The sequence below is a fragment of the Sphingomonas lenta genome (genome assembly GCF_002288825.1).
GTDB lineage: Bacteria > Pseudomonadota > Alphaproteobacteria > Sphingomonadales > Sphingomonadaceae > Sphingomonas > Sphingomonas lenta.
Genome location: NZ_NSLI01000003.1, coordinates 271,565 through 295,310 on the forward strand (window position 1 = coordinate 271,565; position 23,746 = coordinate 295,310).

Annotated in this window: 19 protein-coding genes and 1 tRNA gene; 16 read left to right on the forward strand and 4 right to left on the reverse strand. The window is 69.8% G+C overall.

The genetic code is table 11. The features are described 5' to 3' along the window. Positions 1-8 precede the first annotated feature (8 nt). Positions 9-977, forward strand: coding sequence for an alpha/beta hydrolase (locus CKY28_RS08630; RefSeq protein ID WP_095997940.1), 969 nt, complete (start codon positions 9-11; stop codon positions 975-977). Positions 978-1,090: 113 nt separating this feature from the next. Continuing rightward, positions 1,091-2,059 (forward strand): alpha/beta hydrolase, encoded by a 969-nt coding sequence (locus CKY28_RS08635; RefSeq protein ID WP_095997941.1) that lies wholly within the window; start codon positions 1,091-1,093, stop codon positions 2,057-2,059. Between the two features lie 441 nt (positions 2,060-2,500). On the opposite strand, the gene CKY28_RS08640 is transcribed toward CKY28_RS08635, so the two are convergent. After that, positions 2,501-2,731: a hypothetical protein gene (locus CKY28_RS08640; RefSeq protein WP_095997942.1), complete on the reverse strand. Its 231-nt coding sequence runs from the start codon at positions 2,729-2,731 to the stop codon at positions 2,501-2,503. A gap of 135 nt (positions 2,732-2,866) precedes the next feature. On the opposite strand from CKY28_RS08640, the gene CKY28_RS08645 reads away from it, so the two are divergent. Continuing rightward, positions 2,867-3,124, forward strand: coding sequence for a hypothetical protein (locus CKY28_RS08645; protein ID WP_095997943.1), 258 nt, complete (start codon positions 2,867-2,869; stop codon positions 3,122-3,124). A 495-nt stretch (positions 3,125-3,619) separates the two neighbouring features. Here CKY28_RS08645 and CKY28_RS08650 read toward each other — a convergent pair whose 3' ends face one another. Both CKY28_RS08650 and CKY28_RS08655 read right to left on the reverse strand, forming a co-directional pair. After that, positions 3,620-4,381: an SDR family NAD(P)-dependent oxidoreductase gene (locus CKY28_RS08650; RefSeq protein WP_245841732.1), complete on the reverse strand. Its 762-nt coding sequence runs from the start codon at positions 4,379-4,381 to the stop codon at positions 3,620-3,622. A 5-nt stretch (positions 4,382-4,386) separates the two neighbouring features. After that, positions 4,387-6,114 (reverse strand): SMP-30/gluconolactonase/LRE family protein, encoded by a 1,728-nt coding sequence (locus tag CKY28_RS08655; protein WP_095997945.1) that lies wholly within the window; start codon positions 6,112-6,114, stop codon positions 4,387-4,389. A 70-nt stretch (positions 6,115-6,184) separates the two neighbouring features. Between CKY28_RS08655 and CKY28_RS08660 the strand changes: the two genes are divergently transcribed. From CKY28_RS08660 to CKY28_RS19270, 7 genes are all read left to right on the forward strand, one after another. Continuing rightward, the gene (locus tag CKY28_RS08660) at positions 6,185-7,336 is read left to right on the forward strand and encodes a mandelate racemase/muconate lactonizing enzyme family protein (RefSeq protein ID WP_176473024.1); all 1,152 of its coding nucleotides are present in this window, start codon (positions 6,185-6,187) and stop codon (positions 7,334-7,336) included. Between the two features lie 76 nt (positions 7,337-7,412). Beyond that, on the forward strand, positions 7,413-9,782 hold the full coding sequence (locus CKY28_RS08665; protein WP_095997947.1) for a TonB-dependent receptor: 2,370 nt from the start codon (positions 7,413-7,415) through the stop codon (positions 9,780-9,782). A 46-nt stretch (positions 9,783-9,828) separates the two neighbouring features. Then, positions 9,829-11,556: a sodium:solute symporter family transporter gene (locus CKY28_RS08670; RefSeq protein WP_095997948.1), complete on the forward strand. Its 1,728-nt coding sequence runs from the start codon at positions 9,829-9,831 to the stop codon at positions 11,554-11,556. Positions 11,557-11,647: 91 nt separating this feature from the next. Next, positions 11,648-13,069, forward strand: coding sequence for a hypothetical protein (locus CKY28_RS08675; RefSeq protein WP_141243887.1), 1,422 nt, complete (start codon positions 11,648-11,650; stop codon positions 13,067-13,069). Positions 13,070-13,196: 127 nt separating this feature from the next. Then, the gene (locus CKY28_RS08680) at positions 13,197-13,700 is read left to right on the forward strand and encodes a hypothetical protein (RefSeq protein WP_095997950.1); all 504 of its coding nucleotides are present in this window, start codon (positions 13,197-13,199) and stop codon (positions 13,698-13,700) included. Between the two features lie 209 nt (positions 13,701-13,909). Then, on the forward strand, positions 13,910-14,068 hold the full coding sequence (locus CKY28_RS18655) for a hypothetical protein (RefSeq protein WP_176473025.1): 159 nt from the start codon (positions 13,910-13,912) through the stop codon (positions 14,066-14,068). Between the two features lie 548 nt (positions 14,069-14,616). Further along, on the forward strand, positions 14,617-14,742 hold the full coding sequence (locus tag CKY28_RS19270; protein WP_281253229.1) for a hypothetical protein: 126 nt from the start codon (positions 14,617-14,619) through the stop codon (positions 14,740-14,742). Here CKY28_RS19270 and rtcR read toward each other — a convergent pair. Continuing rightward, positions 14,739-16,325 (reverse strand): RNA repair transcriptional activator RtcR, encoded by a 1,587-nt coding sequence (gene rtcR, locus CKY28_RS08685; RefSeq protein ID WP_095997951.1) that lies wholly within the window; start codon positions 16,323-16,325, stop codon positions 14,739-14,741. The genes CKY28_RS19270 and rtcR overlap by 4 nt on opposite strands. Before the next feature lie 255 nt (positions 16,326-16,580). On the opposite strand from rtcR, the gene CKY28_RS08690 reads away from it, so the two are divergent. The 6 genes from CKY28_RS08690 to CKY28_RS08715 all read left to right on the forward strand — a co-directional run bounded on the left by CKY28_RS08690 (position 16,581) and on the right by CKY28_RS08715 (position 23,628). Continuing rightward, positions 16,581-16,658, forward strand: a tRNA-Pro gene (locus CKY28_RS08690). A gap of 16 nt (positions 16,659-16,674) precedes the next feature. Next, positions 16,675-18,237, forward strand: a complete 1,563-nt coding sequence (locus tag CKY28_RS08695) for a vWA domain-containing protein (protein ID WP_095997952.1) — start codon at positions 16,675-16,677, stop codon at positions 18,235-18,237. Between the two features lie 475 nt (positions 18,238-18,712). Then, positions 18,713-19,939 (forward strand): RtcB family protein, encoded by a 1,227-nt coding sequence (locus tag CKY28_RS08700; protein WP_095997953.1) that lies wholly within the window; start codon positions 18,713-18,715, stop codon positions 19,937-19,939. A gap of 65 nt (positions 19,940-20,004) precedes the next feature. Beyond that, positions 20,005-20,433, forward strand: a complete 429-nt coding sequence (locus CKY28_RS08705; protein ID WP_095997954.1) for a hypothetical protein — start codon at positions 20,005-20,007, stop codon at positions 20,431-20,433. Then, positions 20,430-21,446 (forward strand): RNA 3'-terminal phosphate cyclase, encoded by a 1,017-nt coding sequence (rtcA, locus tag CKY28_RS08710; protein WP_095997955.1) that lies wholly within the window; start codon positions 20,430-20,432, stop codon positions 21,444-21,446. The genes CKY28_RS08705 and rtcA overlap by 4 nt, the downstream gene beginning before the upstream one ends. 229 nt (positions 21,447-21,675) lie before the next feature. Further along, positions 21,676-23,628, forward strand: a complete 1,953-nt coding sequence (locus CKY28_RS08715) for an AAA family ATPase (RefSeq protein ID WP_095997956.1) — start codon at positions 21,676-21,678, stop codon at positions 23,626-23,628. Positions 23,629-23,746 lie beyond the last annotated feature (118 nt).

The following is a 23,746-nucleotide window of genomic DNA, read 5'->3' on the forward strand; positions in this document are numbered from 1 at the left end:
GATCCACCATGAGCATGATGTCGCGAACCCGGTCCGTCCCGCGCCCGCCGCGCCGGGCGGCCACGCTGCTCGCGGCGTTCGCGATCGCCGCGGCCGGCCTTTCCGCGCCGGCATGCGCGCAGGACGACCGCATGACGCCGATCGCGACGCCCGCGCAGCCGGGGGCGATCGCGCTGAACACCGGCCCCTTGCCGGGCGTGATCGCGCAGGAGTCCTGGCATCGCCAATATGGGAGCGTGTTCGCCCGCAACGTGACGGTGGCGACGCTCACGCCGTTCCCGCCCGACCGGGCCAGGGCGACGGGTGCGGCGGTGATCGTCGCGCCCGGCGGCGGCTTCCGCACCCTGTCGATGGAGAATGAGGGCTGGAACGTTGCGCGAGCCCTGGCCGCAAAGGGCGTCGCGGCGTTCGTGCTGAAATACCGGCTCAACCAGACGCCGGCCGACATGGCCGGGTTCGAGGAGTCGATGCGACGCATGTTCTCCGGCGCGCCCCGCGCGTCCCGGACCTCCTCGGGCGATCCGGCCGCGGGCTTGGCTGCGCAGGTCGCCGACGCGCGCGCCGCCTTCGCGCTCGTCCGGGCGCGGGCACCGCAGTGGAACATCGATCCCGACCGGATCGGGATGCTGGGCTTCTCCGCCGGGGCCATGCTGACGGTGGCGACGGCGCTTTCCGCGTCGGACGCCAGGCCGGCATTCATCGGCAACATCTACGGCCCGCTCGCGCCGACGGCGGTGCGGTCGGACGCGCCGCCTTTGTTCGTAGCGCTGGCCGCCGACGATCCCCTGTTCGGCGACGGCGGGTTCGGCTTGGTCGAGAGCTGGAGGCGAGCCAGGCGGCCGGTCGAGTTCCACCTGTACGAGCAGGGCGGGCACGGGTTCGGCATGTACCCGAAGACGACCACCAGCACCGGCTGGTTCGACGCCTTCGTGCGCTGGATCGGGATGCATGGGCATCTCGGTCCGGCCCAGCCCTAACACCCCCGTCGAGCAGCGGCTCGTTCGGACGGTGACCGACCCGCGACGGCGGTTCCGATGCGCCCTGTCGTGCCCGCGGGCGACGACGCCCGACCAGGAGGAGAGGAACGCCCATGTTGAGCCGCCGCGACATGCTGCTCGCCGGAGCCGGTGCAGCCTTGCCGAGCCCGGCCGTCCACGCCGCGGAACCCGGCAGCTGGCCCGCCTATCCGGCCGAGGAGATCGATCTGTGGCCCGGCATCCCGCCCGGCGCCCCATCGGTCCTGCCCAGAGAACAGGTGATCGAGACCGGCAGCGCCCAGCATCCCGGACGCATGGTCAAGGGCATCGTCCGTCCGCGCATGAAAGTGTTCCGGCCCGCCAGGCCGAACGGCGGAGCGTTGTTGGTGACGCCCGGCGGCGGCTATTCGGTCATCGTCATCGACGCCGAGGGCTATCAAGTCGGCCCCTGGCTCAGCGCGCGCGGCTGGACCGTTTTCGTGCTGTACTACCGCCTGCCGGGCGAGGGCTGGGCGAACCGGGCGGACGTACCGCTGGCCGACGCGCAGCGCGCCATGCGGCTGATCCGGTCGCGCGCGGCGCGATACGGCTTCGACCCGGCCAGGGTGGGCGCGCTCGGCTTCTCCGCCGGCGGCCATGTCTGCGGCGACTTGGCCACTCGGCATGACGCGAGCCTCTACCAGCCCGTCGATGCCGCCGACCGGCTGAGCGCGCGACCCGCGATCGCCGCGCCGATCTATGCCGTCCAGTCGATGAGTTCGCCGCTCGCGCACGCCGGCTCACGCGACATGCTGCTAGGACCGGACCCTTCGCCCGCGACGCGGCGGGCGCACGGGCCGGCGCACAACGTCACCGCCGCCACGCCGCCCTTCTTCCTGGCCCATGCCGAGGACGACCCCATCGTTCCGGTCGAGAACAGCGTCGAGATGCGCGCCGCGCTCAGAGCGGCGGGTGTGGACGTCGAAACGCATCTGTTCACCGCCGGCGGGCACGGCCTCGACCTTCCCGGTCCGGCGGGAGAACCCGCGAGGCGTTGGAAAGAGCTGTTCATCACCTGGGCACGGGCACAAGGAATCGGCTGAACCCGCACCGGCCGTCGACTCCGCGCACATGCGGAGACGCGGCATCTTGTGAGCGGATCTCCAGCAGCACCGCTCCTCGGAACGACGCGAGCACGGGCCGCAATGGCGGCAACGGAGCGTGCAGTGCAGTAGAAGGCTAAGGATCGGCGGCCGGGTTAGGACCGGGAGTCCTCAGCCGCCATGCATAGATCACGAACACGGTGCGAACGCCCGCTCGCGACGTATCAGCGCGCATTCACGCCGGATCCTCGCTCCACCGACTATGCTTTTTCATCGTCGGCGGCGTCCGCCAAGTTCTGCCTAAGCCGGTAAGAACGGACGTCCGCTTCTGGGGGAGAGCCCTCGGCGCGCTGTACGTCGGATCGTGGGTTCCTGCCGTCGGAGAGACTTCGACTTCCCCGTTCACCCCGATCGAGGGCCACGGAAGTCCGCTTCCAACCTTTAGCGAACCGTCAGTTCGTCTCCACTACGTTCGATCAGCGACGCCTCGCCGTTGTGGTGTAGATGAGAGAGCGCCATGCGACGGCAACGCATGTCCGAGTTGATCTGACGCTCGACCCAGCGTCGCCAGCCCAGGTCAGCGAGCGCGATCCGCTCTGCCTCCAAGATGCTCGCGTTGTGCGCCTCACGAAGCGACTTGATGTGCATGATCCAGCGGTTTCGTTCGTGCATGGGTCGTAACGCTAGGAGGCCGATGGCCCGCTAGCTACCCCAAGCCGCTATTCGCGCCGGGGTTCGCTTCAGACCCATAGCGGCCTCTCGATGTCTGCGATAAAGTCCGCACGGGCTGAATACTGGGACGACAGAATGGCAGAGAAGATCGGCTCAGGGGAAGATCGCTACCTCGCGCCAGGAACGAGGGTGCGTCGCGACGCCTATTGGAACGGCGACGAACACCTAATGTCGGAGTTCGGCGTTGTTGTTCATTGCTGGCTTGATGACGAGATCGGCTTGTTCGACTGCTATATCGCGTTTTTCGGTGATGCCTTGCCGACTGGGGAGCCAGCCGAGAAGCCGTACGTCCTTAGGTATGCGGCAGTAAGCTTGGCCGCACTTGTGGAATGAACGCTGCTCGCGACGTCTACTCTCCACTCGTAGCGGACGTCCTGTCGGACTTCAGCCAAAGCTCGGCTTGGGTCGGAGCCTGCCAACAGCGTCCATCACCTTCAAACGTCTTCCCGGAACACCGCCATACTCGGTCGTGGAGCGCCGCCCGTTCGCATCCTTGATGGTGATGGCGAACCTGCGATCGAGAGGGGCTGACCAGTAGCGCACCGTTGCTTCGCTTAATTCATCGACAAAACCACCGGCTCTCGTGCACAGCTTCGCAAAAGACTCAGCAAGCCAAGAACAACGGCCGGCATTCGCTCCCACGTCTCAGGAAAAGCGGGTTGCCTTGCGATCATGGCTGCAACCGGATGGAGCACTGCAAGCCCGGTGATCACCGGGACAGGACCGAGCCGCGCCTTTTTCGAACCCGCGACGAAGTTGGCGTCTGGAGCGGGTCGGAAGGCAAGCCTCGCGCGCACTTGGTTCGACCGTTGCCCGCCGGGACGGACATCAGGACGCGCCCGCGTCGACGAACCAGGTGTGGCCGGTGCATCTGCGGCTCTCGTCCGCCGCCAGCCACAGGGCCAACTCGGCCACGTCGACCGGCGCGAGGTGCTCCTTGATGCACTGGCGCTCGAGGTAGTCGGCGAACTTCTTCGGATCCCGGGCGCCCTTGGCGAGCTGGCGCTCGGTCAGCACCCAGCCCGGCGCGATCGAGTTGACCCGGATCCGCCTCGGTCCGAGCTCCCGCGCCAGCGAGCGCGTCAAACCCTCCACCGCCGCCTTGGCCGCGGCGTAGACGGGTACGCCCGGCGCCCCGACCATCCAGCTGATCGAGCCGAGGTTGACGATCGAGCCGCCGCCGGCCGCGGCCATCGCGGGCGCGAGCTCCTGCGCCAGGAAGAACTGGTGCCGCAGGTTCACCGCGATGCGGTCGTCGAAGTAGGCGGACGTCACCGTCCCGAACGCGTGGGCCTCGTCGTTGCCGGCGTTGTTGATCAGCACGGTGAAGGGGCCGAACTCCGCCGCCAGCCGCCGGACTTCGCGGAGCGCGCCGTCGATGTCCGCCAAGTCGACGACCGCGGGCGACGGCCTCACGCCGGTCCGGGCCTCGACCTGCCGGCACAGCTCCTCCGCGGCCGCGGCGTCGCGATCGACCAGCGCGACGCGTGCCCGCTGCGCCGCGAAGGCCTCGACGATCGCGGCCCCGATCCCGCCGCCGCCGCCGCTGACCAGCACCGCGCGCCCCTCGAGCGACGGGTAGGTCGCCACTTCCCTCAGCCCGCGAACGGCGTGACCGGCACGCCGGCGACGTCGGTCGCCATGCTGAACACGCTGCCCGAGAGCGGCGCGGCCGCGAGCTGGGTCGCGGACAGCCGGATGCGCGCGCTGGTCACGTACAGCGTCCTGAGGTCCGGTCCGCCGAACGCGCAGCTGGTCGGTCGCGGGACAGGAACGGCGACCGTGCGGTCGAGCGAGCCGTCGGGGGCGTAGCGGCGCACCTCCCAGCCGTCCCAGATCGCGACCCAGAGGTATCCGTCCTCATCCACGGCCAGGCCGTCGGGGACGCCATGGGACGCGTCGCACTCGACGAGCGCGCGCCGGTTCGCGACCGTGCCGGACGCGAGATCGTAGTCGTAGACGAAGATCGTCGCGGCGCCCGAGTCCGCGAGGTAGAACCGCGTCGCGTCCGGGCTCCAGCCGAGCCCGTTGCAGATGTGGAACCCGCGCTCGACCGCATGGAGCGCGCCGTCGACGTCGAGCCGGTACAGGGTGCCCTGGCCGGGGCTCGCGTCGAGCGCGAGCGTGCCCGCCCACAGGCGTCCGGCGGGATCGCACTTGGCGTCGTTGAAGCGGCGGCCCGTCATGTCGGTCGGGACCGCGACGTCCGTGGTGTCGCCGCTATGCAGGTCGATGCCGCGGATGCTGCCCTGCATCGTCGCGACGAACCCTCCGCGGCGGCGCGGCACGACCGCGCTGACGAGCTCGGGGGTGCGGACCGAGCGGGTGCCGCCGTTGGCGGGCGTCGACACGTTGATCGCAGGCGCGAGGATGTCGACCCAGAGCAGCGCGTCCTGGTCGGGCAGCCAGGCGGGCGCCTCGCCCAGAAAGGCGCCGGACGGGAAGGCGCAGGATAGGGCCGCGTCGACGCCGCGGATCGGTGTGTTGGCGGCAGCGATCGACATGAAGGTCTCACCCACGTTTCCGGACGTCCTGCGCGCGGCCTCGATCACGTCGCGCCCGAGCGTGTGGAGGCGCTCGGCGGTGAGCCGATTGGAGGTGCCCGTGATGCTGATCGCGCCGAGCGCCACGCCGCGGTGATCGAGGATGGGCGCGGCGACCGCGCTCACGCCGATGAACTGCTCCTCGATGGAGACGGCGTAGCCGCGCGCCTTTACCAGGTCGAGTTCGCGCTGGAGCTCGTCGGGATTGCTGATGGTGTTGGGCGTGAGCGCGTCGAGCGGACGGCCGTTCAGGAACAGCCTGAGGTCCTTAGGCGGCAGATAGGCCAGGATCGCCTTGCCGATGGCGCTGGCCGGGGCGGAGAGCCTGCTGCCGACCCCGTTCCCCAGCCGCATCGGCCGCGGGTACTCGCGCTGGTCGATGATGAGCACGGCCTCGCCGTCGAGCAGGCCCAGCCGGGTCGTCTCCGAGACCGCCTCGCGCAGGCGTTCGAGCTCGGGTTCGGCGGCGCCCCTGAGGTCGAACTCGCTCCAGACGCGGTGCGCCATCTCGAACAAGCGGTTGCCGAGGCGATAGGTCTGGTCGCGCTCGTCCAGCTTCAGCATGCGCGCCTCCTGGAGCGCCTGGAGGATGCGGTGGAGCGAGCCCCGCGGCATCCCGCTGTACTGAAGTATTTCCGTGAAGCGCAGCGGCCGCGGCGCGTCCGCGACCATGTTCAGGAGCGAGAACGCCTTGGCGAGAGCCTGCGCCCCGGAGACGCCGCGCGCGTCCTCCGCTCGCTCCCCCCGATGCTCCCCATTGTCGTTCAGCGGCTCCGCCACCGTCTACCCCCTCGACTATGTCCTCTTCGTCTATATGCTGGAACTCTGTTTCCATCAAGGGAGATCGACGATGAGGATAACCGCCGTGCAGCACTGGCTGGTGCGCATGCCGTTCAGCGAGGACATCCTCTGGGCGTCCGGCCGCCGCACGGGGGCCACGCGCCTCGTGGTCAGGATCGACACCGACGCCGGCGTGGTCGGGTGGGGGGAGACGATCTGCCTCATCGAGCCGGTCCGGGCCGTGTTCGAGAGGGTCGTGGCGCGACTCGCGGTCGGCTACGACGTCGCGCAGGTCGAGCGTTTCGGGCGGCACGTGCTGGGCGCCGGCTACTACCACCACAAGCGCGCCGCGGTGATGGCGATGGCCGCCATGGAGATGGCGATGTGGGACGCGCTGGGCCGCCGCGCGGGGCTGCCGCTCCACGCGCTCTGGGGCGGGCTGTGGCGCGACCGCGTGCCGGCCTCCGCCTACCTTTTTCTGCCGACGCCCGCCGAGTGCGCCGACAAGGCGCAAGCGTTCCTCGACCGCGGCTACGGCACGTTCAAGGTCAAGATCGGCTTCGACGAGCGCAGCGATCTCGCCCTGCTGGAGGCGGTCCGCGAAAGGGTCGGCGACCTGCCCTTGCGCGCGGACGTGAACGGCGCCTGGTTCGTCCCCACCGCCAAGCGCCAGCTCGCGCGCATGGCTCCGCTCGACCTCGCCTATGTCGAGCAGCCGCTTCCCCTCGACGACCTTCCCGGTCATGCGGCGCTGAGGGCCGGGTCGAGCGTCCCGATCGCGTTGGACGAGAGCGCGTACACGCTCGAGGACGTGGCCGCGGTGGTGCGCGCGGACGCGGCCGACGTGGTGCTTCTGGACCCGCATGAGGCGGGAGGGCTGTGGCAGACGGTCAAGTCGGCGGCGCTCTGCGAGGCAGCGAACCTGCCGGTGACGCTGCACAGCGGGGCCGAGCTCGCCATCTCGCAGGCCGCTTATGTCCATCTCGCGGCATCCATCCCGAACATGGTGCTCGCGATCGACACGGAGCGGGCGTACCTCGCCGACGACGTCGCGCCGAACGCGGTCGCGCTCAGGGACGGCGCCTTTGACGTGCCGCTCGAGCCCGGGCTCGGCGTCGATCCCGACATCGAGAAGCTGGAGCGGTACCGGGTGGACGCGATCGAGGGCGCGTACCTGGACGACGCGCGACCGGGCTGGTTTCCGACTAAACCGCAGTATTGACCACGATGCGGAACTCTGTTTCTATACAGGTCTGGCGATCACAGCGGCCGGACCACGGCTCGACGGGGGAGGGAACATGAAGACCGCGTTTCTGAGTGGGGCGGCGCTCCTGGCGGTCGCGGGGTCGCCGGCGGTGGCGCAGGAGCTCGGCGCCTCGACGGGACAGGCGACGGGCGCACCGGCCTCACCGGCCGAGCAGACGCCTTCGGAGGCGGGCACGACCGGTCTCGACGCCGACCCGGGGGTCGGCGACATCATCGTCACCGCCCAGCGCCGCGAGGAGAACGTCCAGAAGATCCCGGTCGCGGTCTCGGTCGTGGGCGGAGCCGCGCTCGAGCGGGCGAACATCACCAACCTGGGCGACATCACCGCGCTGGTGCCCAGCGTCACGTTCAGCGCCGGCAACGAGCTGCGCAACAACTCCATCCGCATCCGCGGCATCGGCACCGACGTGTTCTCGACCGGCGTGGAGCCGAGCGTCTCGACGGTGGTCGACGGGGTGGTCCTGCAGCGGCCCGGCTCGGCGTTCAGCGACCTGGGCGACATCGAGCGCATCGAGGTGCTGCGCGGGCCCCAGGGGACGCTGTTCGGAAAGAACTCGTCGGCCGGCGTGGTCAACATCATCACGCGCGGGCTCGATTACGACGCCTTCAACGGCAACGCCCAAGTGCTGCTGGCCGAGGACGCCGAGGTCAGGCTCAACGCCGCGATCGGCGGGCCGATCGCCGAAAACGTGGCGTTCCGCTTCGCCTCGTTCTTCCGGGCGCAGGACGGCATCAGCCGCAACCTCTTCTACGACGACGACGTGAACGGCGCGGAGGCGTTCGGCGCACGCCTGAAGCTCGGCATTCGTGCGACCGGGACGCTGACGCTGCTGCTCCAGGGCGACTATTCCAAGATCGACGCGAACTGCTGCGCGCTGCCGCTGCGGATCGCCACCAACAATCCGCGGCAGATCTCCACCGGCACGGCCGTCGGCCCGACCAACCGGAACGTGAACAACGACGTCGACCCGTTCGTGCGCCAGGAGAACTACGGCGGCTCGCTCACCGCCGACCTCGAGCTGGGCGCGTTCACCCTGACCAGCATAACCGCCTATCGCGAGTTCAAGAACGACAGCGACGTGGACCTGGACAACACCCAGTCGCGGCTCGTCGTGTCCAACTTCAACATCGAGTCGAGCGATACCTTCACGCAGGAGGTGCGACTGACCTCGCCGCCGTCCGACGTGATCGACTTCGTGGTCGGCGCCTATTATTTCGACGGCTCGGCGTACAACTTCCTGGACCGGCGCGGGCTGAACATCTCGGCGGTCACGTCCATCAACCCGGACGGCACCGTCAATCCGATCGCGCCGGGCGACCAGGCGCGGCTGACGGGCTTCTCCATCGTGGACACGGAAAACGTGTCGGTGTTCGGACAGGCCAACCTGCACCTGGGCGAGCGGCTGACGCTGACCGGCGGCCTGCGCTACTTGCACGAGGAGCAGCGCCTGCGCTTCCTGCGCCCGGTCGCGGGCTTCTTCAACGGCCGCAACGCCGCCGTGACCAATCCCGTCCTGGGTCCGCTCGACGGCCGCTACGAGGACGACGCGCTCATCGGCAAGGCGAGCGCCACCTACGAGTTCACCGACACGATCACGGGCTATGTGAACTACAGCACCGGCTACAAGAGCGAAGGCCTGGCCGCGACCCTCGGTCTGTCGGCCGCGCAGTTCGCGAACCTGCCGGCGCCGGCGGAGACCTCCGAGCTGATCGAGGCGGGGCTGAAGACGCAGCTCTTCGACCGTCGGCTGCTGTTCAACGTCACGGCGTTCCGTACGCGGTTCGACGATTACCAGGGCCAGGTCTATAACCCCGCGGCGGGGTTGGTCGTCCTGACCAGTGTGGGCGGCGTCAAGGTCGACGGGTTCGAGGTCGAGTTCCAGGCCCGTCCCGTCGAGGGGCTGAACTTCAGCGGTGGCGTGACCTATCTCGACGCCGAGTTCCAGGACGTGCCGAACGGTCCCTGCTTCACCGGCCAGACCGCCGCGCAAGGCTGTCGTCCCAATCCGCAGGGGGTCAACGTTCAGGATCTCGACGGCAAGCCGTTCGTCAACGCGCCCAAGTGGCGCTACACCGTGTCGGGCCGCTACGAGGTGCCGACCGCGTCCGACATCAGGCCCTACCTCCAAGCCGATTGGCGCTGGCAGTCGCGCGTGCTCTTCGACCTCACGCAGAACCCCAACCAGATCCAGGGCTCCTACGGGGTGTTCGACGCGACGGTCGGCGTCACGCTCCTGGACGACCGCTACGACGTGAGCCTGTTCGTGAAGAACCTGTTCGACAAGCAGTACGTCGCCAACATAACCGCGGTGGGGGCCGCGGGCGGGGCGAACGCCTACGCCCAGCAGCTCCCGCGCGACTTCGACCGGTACTTCGGCGTGTCCGCCCGGACGAGGTTCTGAGGATGCGTCCGGCGCATCCCCGAGCGGGCGGGGCGAGGCCGCCGGCATGACCGCGATCGACGCCTTGGTGGTCGCGCTCTACATCCTGGGCACGCTCGCGATCGGCGTCATGGCCGGGCGTCGCACCCGGACCCCGTCGGACATGTTCGCGGCCGGCGGCCAGTCGCCCTGGTGGATGGCGGGCATGAGCGGTTTCATGACCCTGAAGTCGGCCGGCACCTTCGTCGTGTGGGGTGGCCTCGCCTATCGCGAGGGCGTCGTCGCCATCTCGATCAACACCATGATCGGCTTCTCGGGCCTCGCGGTCGGCTGGCTCGTGGCCGGACGATGGCGGCGGCTGGGCGTCGCCACTCCGGCCGAGTTCGTGCAGCTCCGCTTCGGCGACGGCGCCGTCCAGTTCTACACCTGGTCGATGCTGCTCATCCGCGTCTTCAGCACGGGCGTCGCGCTATACGCCGTCTCGGTCATGTTCGCCGCGCTCGTGCCGCTCGATCCGGGCACTCCGCTCCGCGACGACGCGACCGGCAACCTGTCGGTTTCGGCCACGATCGTCATCTTCGGCGCGATCATCCTGTTCTACACGGTCGTCGGTGGGCTGTGGGCGGTGCTCATGACCGACGTGCTCCAGTTCGTGGTGCTGCAGCTCGCGGTCCTGTTCGTGGTGCCGCTCCTGCTGCTCCACCTCGGCCAGGTGCCGCACGCCCCGGTGCCGGACGGCTTCTTCGAGCCGACCTCCGAGCGCTACGGCCTCCTGTTCCTGGCGGGCTGGGCGGCGGTGCACTTCTTCTTCATCGGGGCCGAATGGGCGTTCGCGCAGCGCTACATCTGCGTGCCGACCGACCGCGACGCGAAAAAGGCGGCCTACCTGTTCGGCGGGCTCTACCTCGTCAGCCCGACCGTGTGGCTGATCACGCCCGTCCTCTACCGCCTGGTCGACGCCAACGCGAACCCCGAGCAGGCCTACATCCTGGCCAGCCGGCTGGTGCTTCCGGTGGGTATGCTCGGGCTCATGATGGCCGCGATGTTCTCGGCGACCGCGAGCGCGGTGTCCGCCCAGATCAACGTGTTCGCGGGCGTCCTGTCCGAGCAGTTCTACCGAAGGCTGGTGGCGCCCCAGGCGTCCGACCGGCACATGATGGGTGTCGGGCGACTGTTCACCTTCCTGATCGGCGCGGCGCTGGTCGGCGTCGCGCTCTTGATCCCCTATGCCGGCGGCGCCGAGAAGATCGTGCTGACGATCACCGCGATGCTGCTCGGACCGCTGATGGCGCCGACGATCTGGGGCCTGCTGACGAGCCGCATCGGGCTGCCCGCGCTGCTCACCGCCGCGCTGACGAGCTTCGCCGCGGGGCTAGCCATCAAATTCGCGCTGGCGCCCGGCACGGCGCTGGCCGGCCTCTGGCTGGCGCAGTGGATGAACGCCAATCCGCGGCTGGCGGAGGTCGTGGTCGGGGCCGTGCTTCCGAACCTCATCCTGGCCGCGGCCCATTTCTCCGCGCGGGGCGTCCGCCCCGGGTGGATCGAGGTCCAGCGCCGCGCGGCGCTGTACCGGCCCTCGCCACCGGCCGAGGGCGGACACGGCTCCGCAGGCGTCGTCCCGCTCTCGCTCGGCGGTTCGGGCCTTCTCATGCTGTTGCTGCTGCTCGTCGGCGACGAGGGCCGCATCGCGCTGGCGCTGTTCGGCACCGCCATGCTCGCGCTCGGAGCCGCGAGCTGGTGGCTCCCGGATCGGCGGCGACGACGCGCCGCGCCGCCTCGACCGCGTCCGGCTTGAAGCGGACGCGGTTGTCCGATCGAGGTGGTTCGGGCGGATCCCGCCTGGAGAGGAAGCCGCGGCGAACCGCGGCGAAGGAGGAGAGGTGACGATGCTTACACGTAGAGGTGCGCTTCGCGTCGGGGCCGCGGCCCTGCTTTCCACGGCGGCCGTTCCGCAGCTCGGCTGGGCGCAGACCGCGCGCTACACGGTCAGGACCGATCTGCCCAAGCAGACGATCCAGGGGCTCGGCGTGGAGATCCAGAGCGATTCGATCGGCTCAGGCAATGACGGCCTTCCCGACGCGCGGACGTCGGTGCCGCACGACCTGACCGCTTCCGAGCGCACCCGGCTGGCGACCGACCTGATCGGGCGCGGCCATGGGTTCCGCTACATCCGCCTGGCCGGCGGGCTGTACCTTCGGGGCCTGAGCGCCGACCGCAAGAACCTGCGGGGCCGGTGGCCCGAGCAGATGCAGGAGCTCGCCTCCCTGATCTCGACGTCGGGCGCCGAGGGCGTCAATTTCGAGTACTGGTCGCCGCCGACCTACTGGAAGACGGGCGACAGCTATATCGGCGGCAAGCTGAAGCGGTTCGACTCGGCCTTCCTGAACGACTTCGGCGACGCCGTGGTCCGCGACATCAGCTACCTCAACAACAACGGCGTGAAGGTGGTGAAGTTCGGCCTTCAGAACGAGGCGCCGCACACGGTCACGACCTATTCGCACGCGAACTACACCGACGCCGAGTACATCTCGACCTTCAACATCGTCGCGGCGAAGGTGCGCGCGGCCCATCCGACGGTCAGGATCCACGCCAACAGCTGGGACGGCCAGAGCCGGGCGAGCCTGCGCAACGGCCTGAACCTCGACCTCGTCGACGAGTGGACCTGGCACCGGATCGGCAAGGACTCCAACGACCAGATCGACAACGCCAGCCTGTTCAACGCGAACAAGCTCGGCAAGCCGGCCTATAACAACGAGTTCGAGTACCTCGACAACATCACGTCCGAATGGCGCATGGTGAACACGGCCCAGTCCATCATGAACTGGTTCACCTTCGTGAACTCGCCGACCTGGTATTGGCTGCACGCCCTCAAGCCGACCTACAACACCGAAGCCCAGGGCTACGCGCTCGGCTATTGGCGGCCGGCCGACGACAACGACTTCAGCAAGTTCGGCAACATCCAGAAGGGCCACTTCGACTACGAGCTGCGCAACTGGCGGGCGATCGTCGGCTTTCTCGAGTGGATGCCCTGGAACTCCGTCCGCTACCAGGTCGATGAGCCCACGGTCCGCCGCGACCAGCGTATCCTCGCCTTCCGGCAGGGAGGTCGGACGGGCAAGATGGTCGTCGTCGTCACGAACCGGGGCACCGCGCCGTTCACGTTCGACGTGGACGCGAACGTCGCGAGCGGCTTCACCGGCTACCGCTACTCGCTCGCCGACTGGAAGCGGAACGTAGGCACGCGCGCGAGCGGGACGTTCTCGGCCACGGTGCCGGCCAAGGCGATCGAGTTCTGGGTGCAGAACTGAGGACGTCGTGACGGCCGGGGCGGCGTGCGCCGCGCCCGGCCGGTGCCGCAAAGGAGGTGGGAACGTCATGCCGTCCACACGCCCGACCATCCGGAAGAGGCAGCGTCGAGCCGCAGCCGGGCAGGTCGTGCTCCTCGTCCTCTCGGCGGCGTGCGTGCTGGCCTGGTTCCTCTGGTCCTCCGGTCTCTTCCGCGAAACCCCGGCGAGCGATGCACGGGACCGAGTGCGGATCGTCCGCGGGTCGGAGCCGGTCCGCGAACCCGAAACCGACGAGATCATCGTCGAGCCGGGCGAGGAGGCCGTGGCGCGTTCCGAACGGACGGCGGCCCCACCTCCTCCAGGCGGTGCCGAGAAGGCCGACATGCGCTCGATACCGTCCGGCGGTGGCGTTCGGTTCGAACCGGTTCGAGACGATGCAGGTCTGCGGGGCTACAGGATGAGCGGCGTTCCTGACGATCTCTCGAACCTCGGCTTCCGTGAAGGCGATCTGCTCGTGCGGATCGACGGACGGGAGTCGGCGTCGGTTCCGGTCGAGCCCGGTCCGGGCGCGCTTCTCGCGCCCGGCATCATCGTCGACGTCGAACGCGACGGCAGGGAGATCTCGTGGCGGCTGGGTCCGAAGCCTCTGTGACTCTTTCGGGATGACGCTCGAGAACCATGCGCCGGCATGCCACGGTCCCAACGCCAGCGGCGCGGCTATGTGCGTGGGACCAGACCGTCAAGCTCATGAGGCCGGGATGCGGATGTGAACTGGACCGCGCGGATGCATCCTCCCGCCGGTCATGCGCACAATCCGGATTCGGCGCATGTGGAGCATGGTGACAGGACGGAGGCGGACGGATGAGCGCCTTCATCGGCCATCCCGAGCTGTTCGAGCAGGACTCGCAGGCCGGCAACCTGCAGCAAAGCCGCGCCGTCGGCTCCGGATCGCTGAGCATGTTCCGATCCCTGCAGCCGGCGGGAACCTATCACGCCTGGCCGCATCCCAGTTCGCCATGATCCTGGTACTGGGCGCTGATTGCTGGTGCGCTCTGAGCCACGATGTCGGGCGCCATCGTTGGCGGGCCTTGCCCGGCAGGGCGTTGGTGCTGCCGCCAGAGATCGCCGCCGATTTTATGGTCGACAGTCCCGTCGAGGACGTGCCGCCGAGGGCGAGGCAATTACCGCCTCCTCGTTTACAAGTCCCCGTCGACCATTGTGGGGGGGGGATCACGGCGATGAGCGGGCCAGCCGCTTCACCGGGAGAACCGCTCCAACACGACCGAGCGCGTTGCGTCCGGCCGTTCGAGATGCGGGAAGTGCCCGACGTCCGCCCAGCGCTCCTCCTTGTGACCATTGAGAAACACTCGCTCCTGGCCGGAGGCCGATGCCGGAACTTCGCGGCCGTTCGAGGCGACCGCATGAACGGCAGCCGTTGGCGGAACCGGACGTAGAACGTTTACGCGTCACGAACGCGGCTCGACGGCATCGGGTGAACGCGTCCAAGAGCGCCCTTAAGTGTGACGTACGCCGGATGCGGGACGGATCGCGCGCGACCGCTCGCCCGCTTGCTCATCGCCTGCGTGCACGGCCATTGCCCGCTCGAGCTCACGGGCGCGTTCGCGCTGATGGAGGGGCCGGATGCGGAGGGCCAAGCGCCGGCGCGCGTGCGCGAGGCGTTGGCGGCGGCTTAGCCGGCGAGCTGCGCCCAGCTCAGATCGAAGCGGGCGAGGTATTTGCGCAGACGATCGGCGTCGTTGGTGGACCCGCGCCGCGCGCGAGAGGCGGCGAACAGCGTGCGCCCGGCCTCCGACAGCGATCGGCTGCGGCGGCAGGTGGCGACGACGTGCGCGAGCTGGACGCGGTCGAACGGGTCGAGCTCGGCGAGCGCCTCGCCGGGCAGCAGCGCCTCGAGGTCGTCCGCCCCGCCGTCCGCGGCGCCCCAGAGCCGGCGGAGGCGGGCGATCTCCGCCTCCGCGCAGTCGAGGTCGATGCGCCCTTTGGGCGCGAAGGTCGCCATGCGCGTGACGCTCGCCGCCAGGTCGCGGAAGTTGCCGGGCCAGCGCGCTTGCACGCCGGTGGCGAAGGCGAGGTAGCGCTCGCGCGCCTCCTTGTTGAAGGTGACGCGCGTGCCCTCGCGCTCGGCGAAGCGCTCGAGCTCGTAATCGAGATTGGGCGCTATGTCCTCGCGCCGGTCGGCGAGGCCCGGCAGCGCGTAGGTCCAGAGGTTCAGCCGGGCGTAGAGGTCGTCGCGGAACGTGCCTTGCGCCACGCACGCGCCCAGGTCGCGGTTGGTGCCGGCGATGAGCTGGAAGTCGGACCCGACCTCCTTGTCGCTACCCACCGGCAGGAAGCGCTTGTCCTCGATCGCGCGGAGGATCATCGCCTGCTCGTCCAGGCCGAGCTCGCCGATCTCGTCGAGGAACAGCATGCCGCCGTCGGCCGAGCGGAGCAGCCCCGGCCGGTCGGCGACCGCGCCGGTGAACGCGCCTTTCCTGTGCCCGAACAGCGCGGACATCGCCCCGTCGCCCTTCAGCGTCGCGCAGTTCACCTCGACGAACGGACCGCGCACCTGATGCTTCAGGCGCTTGAGTTCGTAGATGCGCCGCGCGAGCTGGCTCTTGCCCGCGCCCGTCGGCCCCATCAGCAGCACGGGCGCGCGCGACCGGATCGCCACCTGCTCGATCTCGTCGATCATGCGATTGAACGCGGCGTTCCCCGTGTCGATGCCCGATTTCAGAAACGACGTGCTCTCCGCGCTGGCGGCGGCGAAGCGGGTGGCGATGCTGTCGTAGCGCGACAGGTCGAGGTCGATCGCGGTCCAGGTGCCCGCCGCGTCCGCCGTGCCCCGCTTGGGCTGGGTTTGGAGCAGGCGGCCGGGCAGGTAGTGCGCTTCGGTGAGCAGGAACAGGCAGATCTGCGCCACGTGCGTGCCCGTGGTGATGTGGACGAGATAGTCCTCCGCCTCCGGGTCGAACGGGTAGGCGCGCGCGAAGTCGAGGAGCTTGCCGTACACCTCCTCGAAATCCCAAGGATCGGCGAAGTCGAGCACGTGCGGCTCCATCCGCGTCTCGGGCGAGACGGAGGCGATGTCCGCGGCGACATAGTCCGCGAGCCGCCCGTGCTGCGACCCGTGAAGCAGCACCAGCCGATCGACGCGCAGGTCCTCGTGCATGGTGAGCCCGACGGTGGGCCGCCACTTGCCCCAGCGCGACGGGCCGAACTTGCTCGCGTCGAGCGTGGAGCCGAGAAAGCCGAGAACTACAAGCGGGCGCATGCTGATATGCTAGGATAAGCAGCTATCCGTGTCGATACGGAAGCAGCCTTCGCGAGTTGATGAGCCTGATCCGCTCGCCCGGCCAGTCTTCCGCAGGCCTGCTCGCTGTTTCAGTGACTTACACGATTTCGTCCGCCGTCCCGCAGCGAATTGGCACGCCTTCTGCAAAGTCCTCGGCATCGGATCGGGCATCCCGGTCCGAAGAGGCGGAGAGAAGGGGCGGCCGGAATGGGCCGGCCGCCCCCGAAGCCGAAACAGGGCGTAGCTCAGGTGCGTCAGAGCGCCCGCCTTGGGAGCGGGAAGTCGCTGGTTCGAGTCCAGCCGCCCTGACCAGTTTGGAGGTTGGACGATGGCCAACAAGGGATTGTTCGCGAGCGCGGTGGCGAAGCTGCTGCCCCGCGCCGACACGGTGAACCGGGAGGCGGCGCCGGCCTATGCGCTGGAGCCGCGGGCCCGGCTGGCGCAGCTCGCGGCGACGGGGACGCTCGCCGACAGCTTCTACGCGTCGGCCGAGCAGCACCTGGCGGAGGCGCTGGAGGCGGCGCGCGCGGTCGATCCGCTGTTCGCCGCCAAGGCGGCCGTGTACGCCCGCCGGAGCGGCGCGATGAAGGACATGCCGGCGCTGCTGGCGGCCTATCTTACGGTCGCTGAACCCGACCTCGCGATGGCGGTGTTCGACCGCACGATCGACACGGGCCGGATGCTGCGCTCCTATGTGCAGATCCTGCGCTCGGGCCAGGTCGGGCGGACGTCGCTGGGCACGCGGCCCAAGCGCCTGGTCAAGCAGTGGCTGGAACGCGCGTCGATGCGCGACCTCATGGCGGCCGCGACGGGCACGAGCCCCTCGCTCGCCGACGTGGTCCGCATGGTCCACCCCCGGCCCGCGGACGCGAAGCGGCGCGCCTTTTACGGCTGGCTCCTGGGCAAGCCGTACGACGTGGCGGCGCTCCCGGCCGAGATCGCGGCCTTCGAGGCGTGGAAGCGCGATCCGACGAGCCCGCTGCCGCCCGTGCCGTTCGAATGGCTCACCGCCTATCCGCTGTCGGCGGAGCGGTGGGGCGAGTTGGCGACGCGCATGGGTTGGCAGGCGCTCCGGATCAACCTCAACACGCTGGCGCGCAACGGCGTGTTCGGCGTGCCGGGGGTGACGGAGGCGGTGGCGGCGCGGCTGTCCGACGAGGACGCGATCGCCCGGACCCGCGTGATGCCGTACCAGCTCCAGATGGCGCTGGGCTCGGTAGGCGAGGGCGTGCCGCTCAAGGTGCAGGCCGCGCTGGAGAAGGCGCTCGAGCTGACGCTGTCTTCCGTGCCGGCCGTGCCCGGCCGCGTGGTCGTCTGCCCGGACGTGTCCGGGTCGATGAGCTCGCCGGTGACCGGCTATCGCAAGGGCGCCTCGTCCAAGGTGCGATGCGTCGACGTGGCGGCGCTGGTCGCGGCGGCGGTGCTTCGGTCCAACCGGGACGCGCGCGTGCTGCCCTTCGAGGAGCGCGTCGTCGATGTGCGGCTCGACCCCAACGCCCGCGTCGCGGCGAACGCCGCGAGGCTGGCGGCGGTGGGCGGGGGCGGGACGAACGTGTCCGCCCCGCTGGCGACGCTGAACGCGGAGCGGGCGGCGGTCGACCTGGTCGTGATCGTATCGGACAACGAGTCTTGGGTGGACGCCGGCGCCTCTGGCCGAAATGGGGGAGGCGCGACCGCGACGATGCGCGAATGGGACCGGCTGGTCCGGCGCAACCCGGGCGCGAAGCTGGTGTGCATCGACCTGCAGCCGTACGGCACGACGCAGGCGTCGGGCCGCCCGCAGATCCTTAACGTCGGGGGCTTCTCCGACGCGGTATTCGATACGGTGGCGCGCTTCGCCCGCGGCGAGACGCGCGACTGGGTAGGCATTGTCGAAGCAACGGAGGTGTGAATTCAAAGGCCGTGGCGAATGCGGGCGAGAATACATTGCCTGGCTCGGGTGAGCACCTGGCCCATAACCAGGGACGGCGGTTCGACTCCGTGCGAGAATCTCGTCAACTCCTCGTCGCCACGGCCGATCTTATCAACACGGCGAATGCCGAACGGGACTACATCCTGTCACGATGGCCCCTCGGGGCGGTCTCGTTCGATCCTCGTCGCCGTGACCTGAACATGCCGGCGAATGCCGGCGGGACTACATGGTAAGGCCGCAAGGCCGAGCGGTTCAAATCCGCGCGTCCCGCCAAACCTCGTCGCCGGCACCGAAGAACGATCCGGCGGATGCCGGCGAGACTACATGGCACGCCCGAGACGCCGGTGCGAACCCGGCCGGACCTCCCGGTCCGTCGTCTAGAGAGCAGGACATGGGCCTTACGTCTCGCCACCACCTCGCCGCCGGGGCATGCTGACAAGAAAGGAGGCCCGACATGGCCCAGAGCAACTACGAGTTCCAGCCCGTCGAGGGCGGCGTGCCGATCAAGATGTGGACGCGCGGCGTGCCCGTGGACGACCGCGCGCGCGCGCAGCTGGCGGCGGCGGCGAAGATGCCGTTCATCTTCCGCCACGTCGCCGCCATGCCCGACGTCCATGTCGGCATCGGCGCGACCGTGGGATCGGTGATCCCGACCAAGGGCGCGATCATCCCGGCGGCGGTGGGCGTCGACATCGGCTGCGGCATGATGGCGGCGCGCACCTCGCTCAACGCGAGCGACCTGCCGGACAACCTGGAGGGCGTGCGCGCGGCTATCGAGCGGGCGGTGCCCGTCGGCCGCAGCGTCGGGCGGGGCAAGCGCGACACGGGAAGCTGGGGCTCGCCCCCGCCGGAGATCGTCGCCGCCTGGGCGACGCTTGCGGAGCGGTTCAAGCGGATCGTCGCCAAGTACCCGAAGCTGGAGAAGGCGAACACGCTGGTCCACCTCGGCACGCTCGGCACGGGCAACCACTTTATCGAGGTCTGCCTCGACGAGGAGGCGCGCGTATGGGTGATGCTCCACTCCGGCTCGCGCGGCGTGGGCAATGCGATCGGCAGCTGGTTCATCGAACTGGCGAAGGAGGACGCGCGCCGCTGGCACCTGAACCTGCCGGACCAGGACTTGGCGTACTTCCCGGAGGGGACCGAGCATTTCGACGACTATGTCGAGGCGGTCGGCTGGGCGCAGGACTATGCGGCGCTGAACCGGCGCATGATGATGACCAACGTCATCGCCGCGTTGCGCCGGGAAATCGTCAAGCCGTTCGAGGCGGAGCTGGAGGCGGTGAACTGCCACCACAATTACGTCACGCGCGAGAACCATTTCGGCGAGAACGTGCTGGTGACCCGCAAGGGCGCGGTGCGCGCGGCCAAGGGCGTGATGGGCATCATCCCCGGGTCGATGGGCGCCAAGTCCTTCATCGTGCGCGGGCTCGGCAACCCGGAGTCGTTCCACAGCTGCTCGCACGGCGCGGGCCGCGTGATGTCCCGCACCCAGGCCAAGCGCGAGGTGACGCTGGAGGAGCACGCGGCCGCCACCACGGGCGTGGAGTGCCGCAAGGACGAGGGCGTCATCGACGAGAGCCCCCGCGCCTACAAGCCGATCGAAGCCGTCATGGCCGCGCAGAGCGACCTGGTGGAGATCGTCCACACGCTGAAGCAGGTGGTGTGCGTCAAGGGGTGATCGGGTGAAGGAGGCGTAGGTTCAATCGACGTCGCCTTCACCCGCTCGAAGCATAGGAGGTTCGAATGCGTCGCACGCTGGTCTGCGGCCGCTGCGGCGGGCCGCTTACGCGTCCGTTGATTATCTGGTCGACCAAGGATCCGGCGACGCCCGCACCCGTCCATCGGGACGGCGCGGCGCTCACCGAGCCCGGTGCGGCGTACAAGTCCTGGCAAGCGCAGCAATGGTCGTCCGACGGCACGCGCGTGCCGCTCGACTTTACGCCCCAGTACTGGATCAATCCGCTCGATCTGACCGAGGCGGTGAGGGCGGTTACCGATGCCCGCCGCTTGAACGGCTGCTGCGGCCTGGACGGGTGCGACGGACCGAACCAGCGCTGCGAGTGCGGCGCGGAGATCGGCACGCTGCGGTCGGACTGCTGGACCGACCACGTCTTCATCCCGGAACCGGACGCGACCGATTTGGTCGACGTCGGCGAAAGCAAAGTGACATGATCATCATGGACGGATCGGAGGGCGAGGGCGGCGGGCAAGTGGTGCGGACCGCCTGCGCGCTGTCGCTCGTCACCGGCGAGCCGTTCCGTGTCGTCAACGTGCGGGGCGGGCGGGAGAAGCCGGGGCTGATGCGCCAGCACGTGACCGCGGTCGAGGCCGCGTGCGCGATCGGCGGGGCGACATGCGAAGGGCTGCATGTCGGCTCGGCGGAGATCGGTTTCCGCCCGGGCCGCGTCACGCCGGGCGAGTATCGCTTCCGCGTCGGTACGGCGGGGTCGACGGGGCTGGTGCTGCAAACGGTGTTGCCGCCGCTGATGCTGGCCGATGCGCCTTCGCGGCTCGTGCTGGAAGGCGGCACGCACAACATCTACGCGCCGCCGTTCGACTTCCTGGCGCGGAGCTTCCTGCCGGTGATCAACCGCATGGGGCCGCGCGTCGAGGCGCGGCTGGTGCGCCACGGCTTCTTCCCGCGCGGCGGCGGCCGGATCGAGGTGGATATCTACCCCGCACCGCTTCAGCCGATCGAGTGCGTCGAGCGCGGTGCGCCCGGGGAACGGTCGGCGACGGCCGTGTTCGCCGGCCTGCCGTTCGACATCGCCGACCGCGAGATCAAGGCGGCGCGCAAGGTCCTCGACGACTGGCCGGAGGACGCGTTCGCGGTGCGCGAGCTCCCCGCCGATCAGGGGCCGGGCACGATCCTGCTGCTGGAGGCGGCGTTCGAGCACGTGACGGAGGTGGTGAGCGGCTTCGGCAAGCTGGGCGTCTCGGCGGAGTCGCTGGCCAGGACGGCGGCCGGTCGGATGGCGGGCTACCTCGCGTCGCACGCGTTCGCGGGTCCGTACCTGCAGGATCAGCTGCTGCTGCCCTTCGCGCTGGCCGGGGGCGGCGCGTTCACCACCGTTAAGCCGAGCGGGCACAGCCTGACCGGCCGCGAGGTGATCGAGCGCTTCTTGGGGAGGCGCTGCGTCTTCCAGCAGCAGGGGTCGGGCGCGCATCTGGTGACGGTGCGGTGACCGGATTGCGCGCGTAACGAATTTCGGCTAGGGGCCGCGCGCCGCGCGACACGTGCGGCCCAAGGAGATGAGCATTGCTGGAACCGACCCGTAACGGGTGCGCGGTTCGCGGCGAGGGCCTCCGCTAAGCGTCCGCCGGACGCTGCGGCGACGCCCGCCGCAGCCGATACGCCCTTCGATCCGAACCGAAGAAGACCGGTGCGTTCGCGCGCCGGCTGGTGGACCTATCATGACCGAACACGATATCGTCCGGGGCTTGGTGCTCCGGATCGGGCGCGGCGTCCCCGCGTCCGCGCCGCTCGCCGCGGCGGTGCTGGAATGGGCCGAACCGCACCTCGACTGGCTGCTCGCCGGGAGCGCGCTGGACGGGGACGGGGACGGAGACGGCGCGGCCAAATGGGATCGGTTGCTCGCGCGCTTGGCGCAAGCGGCGGCGCCGGACGAGGCGCGTCCGCACGCGCTGCAGCTCGCGGATGCGCTCGCCGAGCTGTTGACGCTCGAGCCGTTCGACGCGGCGCTGCTCGCGCTGATGGTCGCGTGCGACCGCCTGCCGCGCGTCGGCGCGGTCGCCAGGAGCGCGGGCCGGCACGGCCGCGACCTGCCCGCGCTGCTCGGCGAACTCGCGGGAGCGGAGCCGCACGACGCCGAACGCGCGGTGCGGCGCAGCGCCGTGCTGCGCCTGGGGCTGGTCGGCTTCGTCGTCAATCGACAAGGCGAAGTGGAGGTCGACGTCCGATGGGCGCTCGAACGCCTGCTCGATCGGGCGCCCGGTTCCGGCCCCGAGATGATCGACGCGTTGGTGGGACGGCGCCAGACCGCCGCGCTCGCGCTCGACGATTTCGCACATGTGGTCGACGCCGACCTCCTCGTGCGCCTGCTTCGCGGCGCGGTCGCGGAGCGCGCGCCGGGGGTCAACATCCTCATCCACGGCCCGCCCGGCACCGGCAAGACCGAGTTCGCGCGCGCGCTGGCGCAAGCGGCGGGCGTCGTCCTCCACGCGGTCGGCGAGGCGGACGAGGACGACGAGGAACCGGACCGCTGGCAGCGCGTCGCGGCGCTCGGGCTGGCGCAGCGCTTGCTGGGCCAAGCGGGCGAGGCCGTGCTGCTGTTCGACGAGATGGAGGACCTGATCGGCGAAGCCCGGCCCTCGGGCGGCGACTGGTTCGCCAAGCGCGAGGGCAGCAAGGTCTTCGTCAACCGCCTGCTCGAGGCGAACCCGGCGCCCGTGATCTGGACGACGAACGCGATCGGCAACATCGACGGCGCGATCCTGCGGCGTATGAGCTTCGTGCTGAAGCTCGACCTTCCGTCGCCGGGCGCGGCGCGGCGTATGCTCGCCCGCGTCGCGGCGGACGAGGGGGTGGTCGCCGACCCGGCCGTGGAGCGACTGATCGACGCCGCGCCCGAGGCCGCGACCGTGCTTCGCGTCGCCGCACGCGCGGCCCGGCTCGCGGGCGAGGACGGGAGCGAGCGGCCCGCGCGCGTGCTCGTGGAGGCGCTGCGCGGCGGCGAGCTGCCGCCCGGTGGGGCGGACGCGCCCGACCTGGACCTGTTCGAGTGCGACACGCCGCTGGACGCGCTGTTCGATCGGATCGCGGCGGGCGGCGCGCTGGACGTGTCGCTGCTGCTGACCGGGCCGCCCGGCACGGGCAAGACCGCGCTCGGGCATCATCTGGCGCGACGGCTCGACCGCCCGCTGCTGGTGAGGCGCGCGTCCGACCTCCTGTCGAAGTGGGTCGGCGAAACGGAGGCGCGCCGGCGCGGCGGCGTGCTGCTGCTCGACGAGGCGGACTCGCTCCTGTTCGACCGGACCACGGCGCGGTCGAGGTGGGAGGTGGGGCAGGTGAACGAACTCCTGACCTGGCTCGACCGGCACCCGCTGCCGGTCGTCGCGGCGACCAACCATCCCGGCCGGCTCGATCCGGCGACGCTCCGGCGCTTCGTTTTCAAGCTAGACCTGCGCCCGCTGGGTCGCGACCGCGCGGTGCGGGCGTTCGAGCGGTTCTTCGGGCGGGCCGCGCCGGCCTCGCTCGCCGAGGTGGGGGGGCTCACCCCCGGCGACTTCGCGGTGGTCGCGCGGCAGCTCCGGCATGCGCCGGCCGAGAGCGGCGAGGAGATCGCCGCGCGGCTGGATGCGGAGGTTCGGGCGCGACCGGAAGCGGCGGCGCCGATGGGGTTCTGAGCGATGCGGGTGGGTTAGTGCCGGCTCGTTCGTAGCGAGTTGGGCCAGAACGACATCCCCGGTCGGCGCTTAATCCGACCCGAGCAGCCGTAGCTGAAAGAAGGTCTGATTTCGAGAA

Bases quoted from the DNA above. Each gene is read 5' to 3' on its own strand.
- CKY28_RS08630 (WP_095997940.1), top strand. From the start codon at position 9: ATGAGCATGATGTCGCGAACCCGGTCCGTCCCGCGCCCGCCGCGCCGG.
- CKY28_RS08635 (WP_095997941.1), top strand. From the start codon at position 1,091: ATGTTGAGCCGCCGCGACATGCTGCTCGCCGGAGCCGGTGCAGCCTTG.
- CKY28_RS08640 (WP_095997942.1), bottom strand. From the start codon at position 2,731: ATGCACGAACGAAACCGCTGGATCATGCACATCAAGTCGCTTCGTGAG.
- CKY28_RS08645 (WP_095997943.1), top strand. From the start codon at position 2,867: ATGGCAGAGAAGATCGGCTCAGGGGAAGATCGCTACCTCGCGCCAGGA.
- CKY28_RS08660 (WP_176473024.1), top strand. From the start codon at position 6,185: ATGAGGATAACCGCCGTGCAGCACTGGCTGGTGCGCATGCCGTTCAGC.
- CKY28_RS08665 (WP_095997947.1), top strand. From the start codon at position 7,413: ATGAAGACCGCGTTTCTGAGTGGGGCGGCGCTCCTGGCGGTCGCGGGG.
- CKY28_RS08670 (WP_095997948.1), top strand. From the start codon at position 9,829: ATGACCGCGATCGACGCCTTGGTGGTCGCGCTCTACATCCTGGGCACG.
- CKY28_RS08675 (WP_141243887.1), top strand. From the start codon at position 11,648: ATGCTTACACGTAGAGGTGCGCTTCGCGTCGGGGCCGCGGCCCTGCTT.
- CKY28_RS18655 (WP_176473025.1), top strand. From the start codon at position 13,910: ATGAGCGCCTTCATCGGCCATCCCGAGCTGTTCGAGCAGGACTCGCAG.
- rtcR (WP_095997951.1), bottom strand. From the start codon at position 16,325: ATGCGCCCGCTTGTAGTTCTCGGCTTTCTCGGCTCCACGCTCGACGCG.
- CKY28_RS08695 (WP_095997952.1), top strand. From the start codon at position 16,675: ATGGCCAACAAGGGATTGTTCGCGAGCGCGGTGGCGAAGCTGCTGCCC.
- CKY28_RS08700 (WP_095997953.1), top strand. From the start codon at position 18,713: ATGGCCCAGAGCAACTACGAGTTCCAGCCCGTCGAGGGCGGCGTGCCG.
- CKY28_RS08705 (WP_095997954.1), top strand. From the start codon at position 20,005: ATGCGTCGCACGCTGGTCTGCGGCCGCTGCGGCGGGCCGCTTACGCGT.
- rtcA (WP_095997955.1), top strand. From the start codon at position 20,430: ATGATCATCATGGACGGATCGGAGGGCGAGGGCGGCGGGCAAGTGGTG.
- CKY28_RS08715 (WP_095997956.1), top strand. From the start codon at position 21,676: ATGACCGAACACGATATCGTCCGGGGCTTGGTGCTCCGGATCGGGCGC.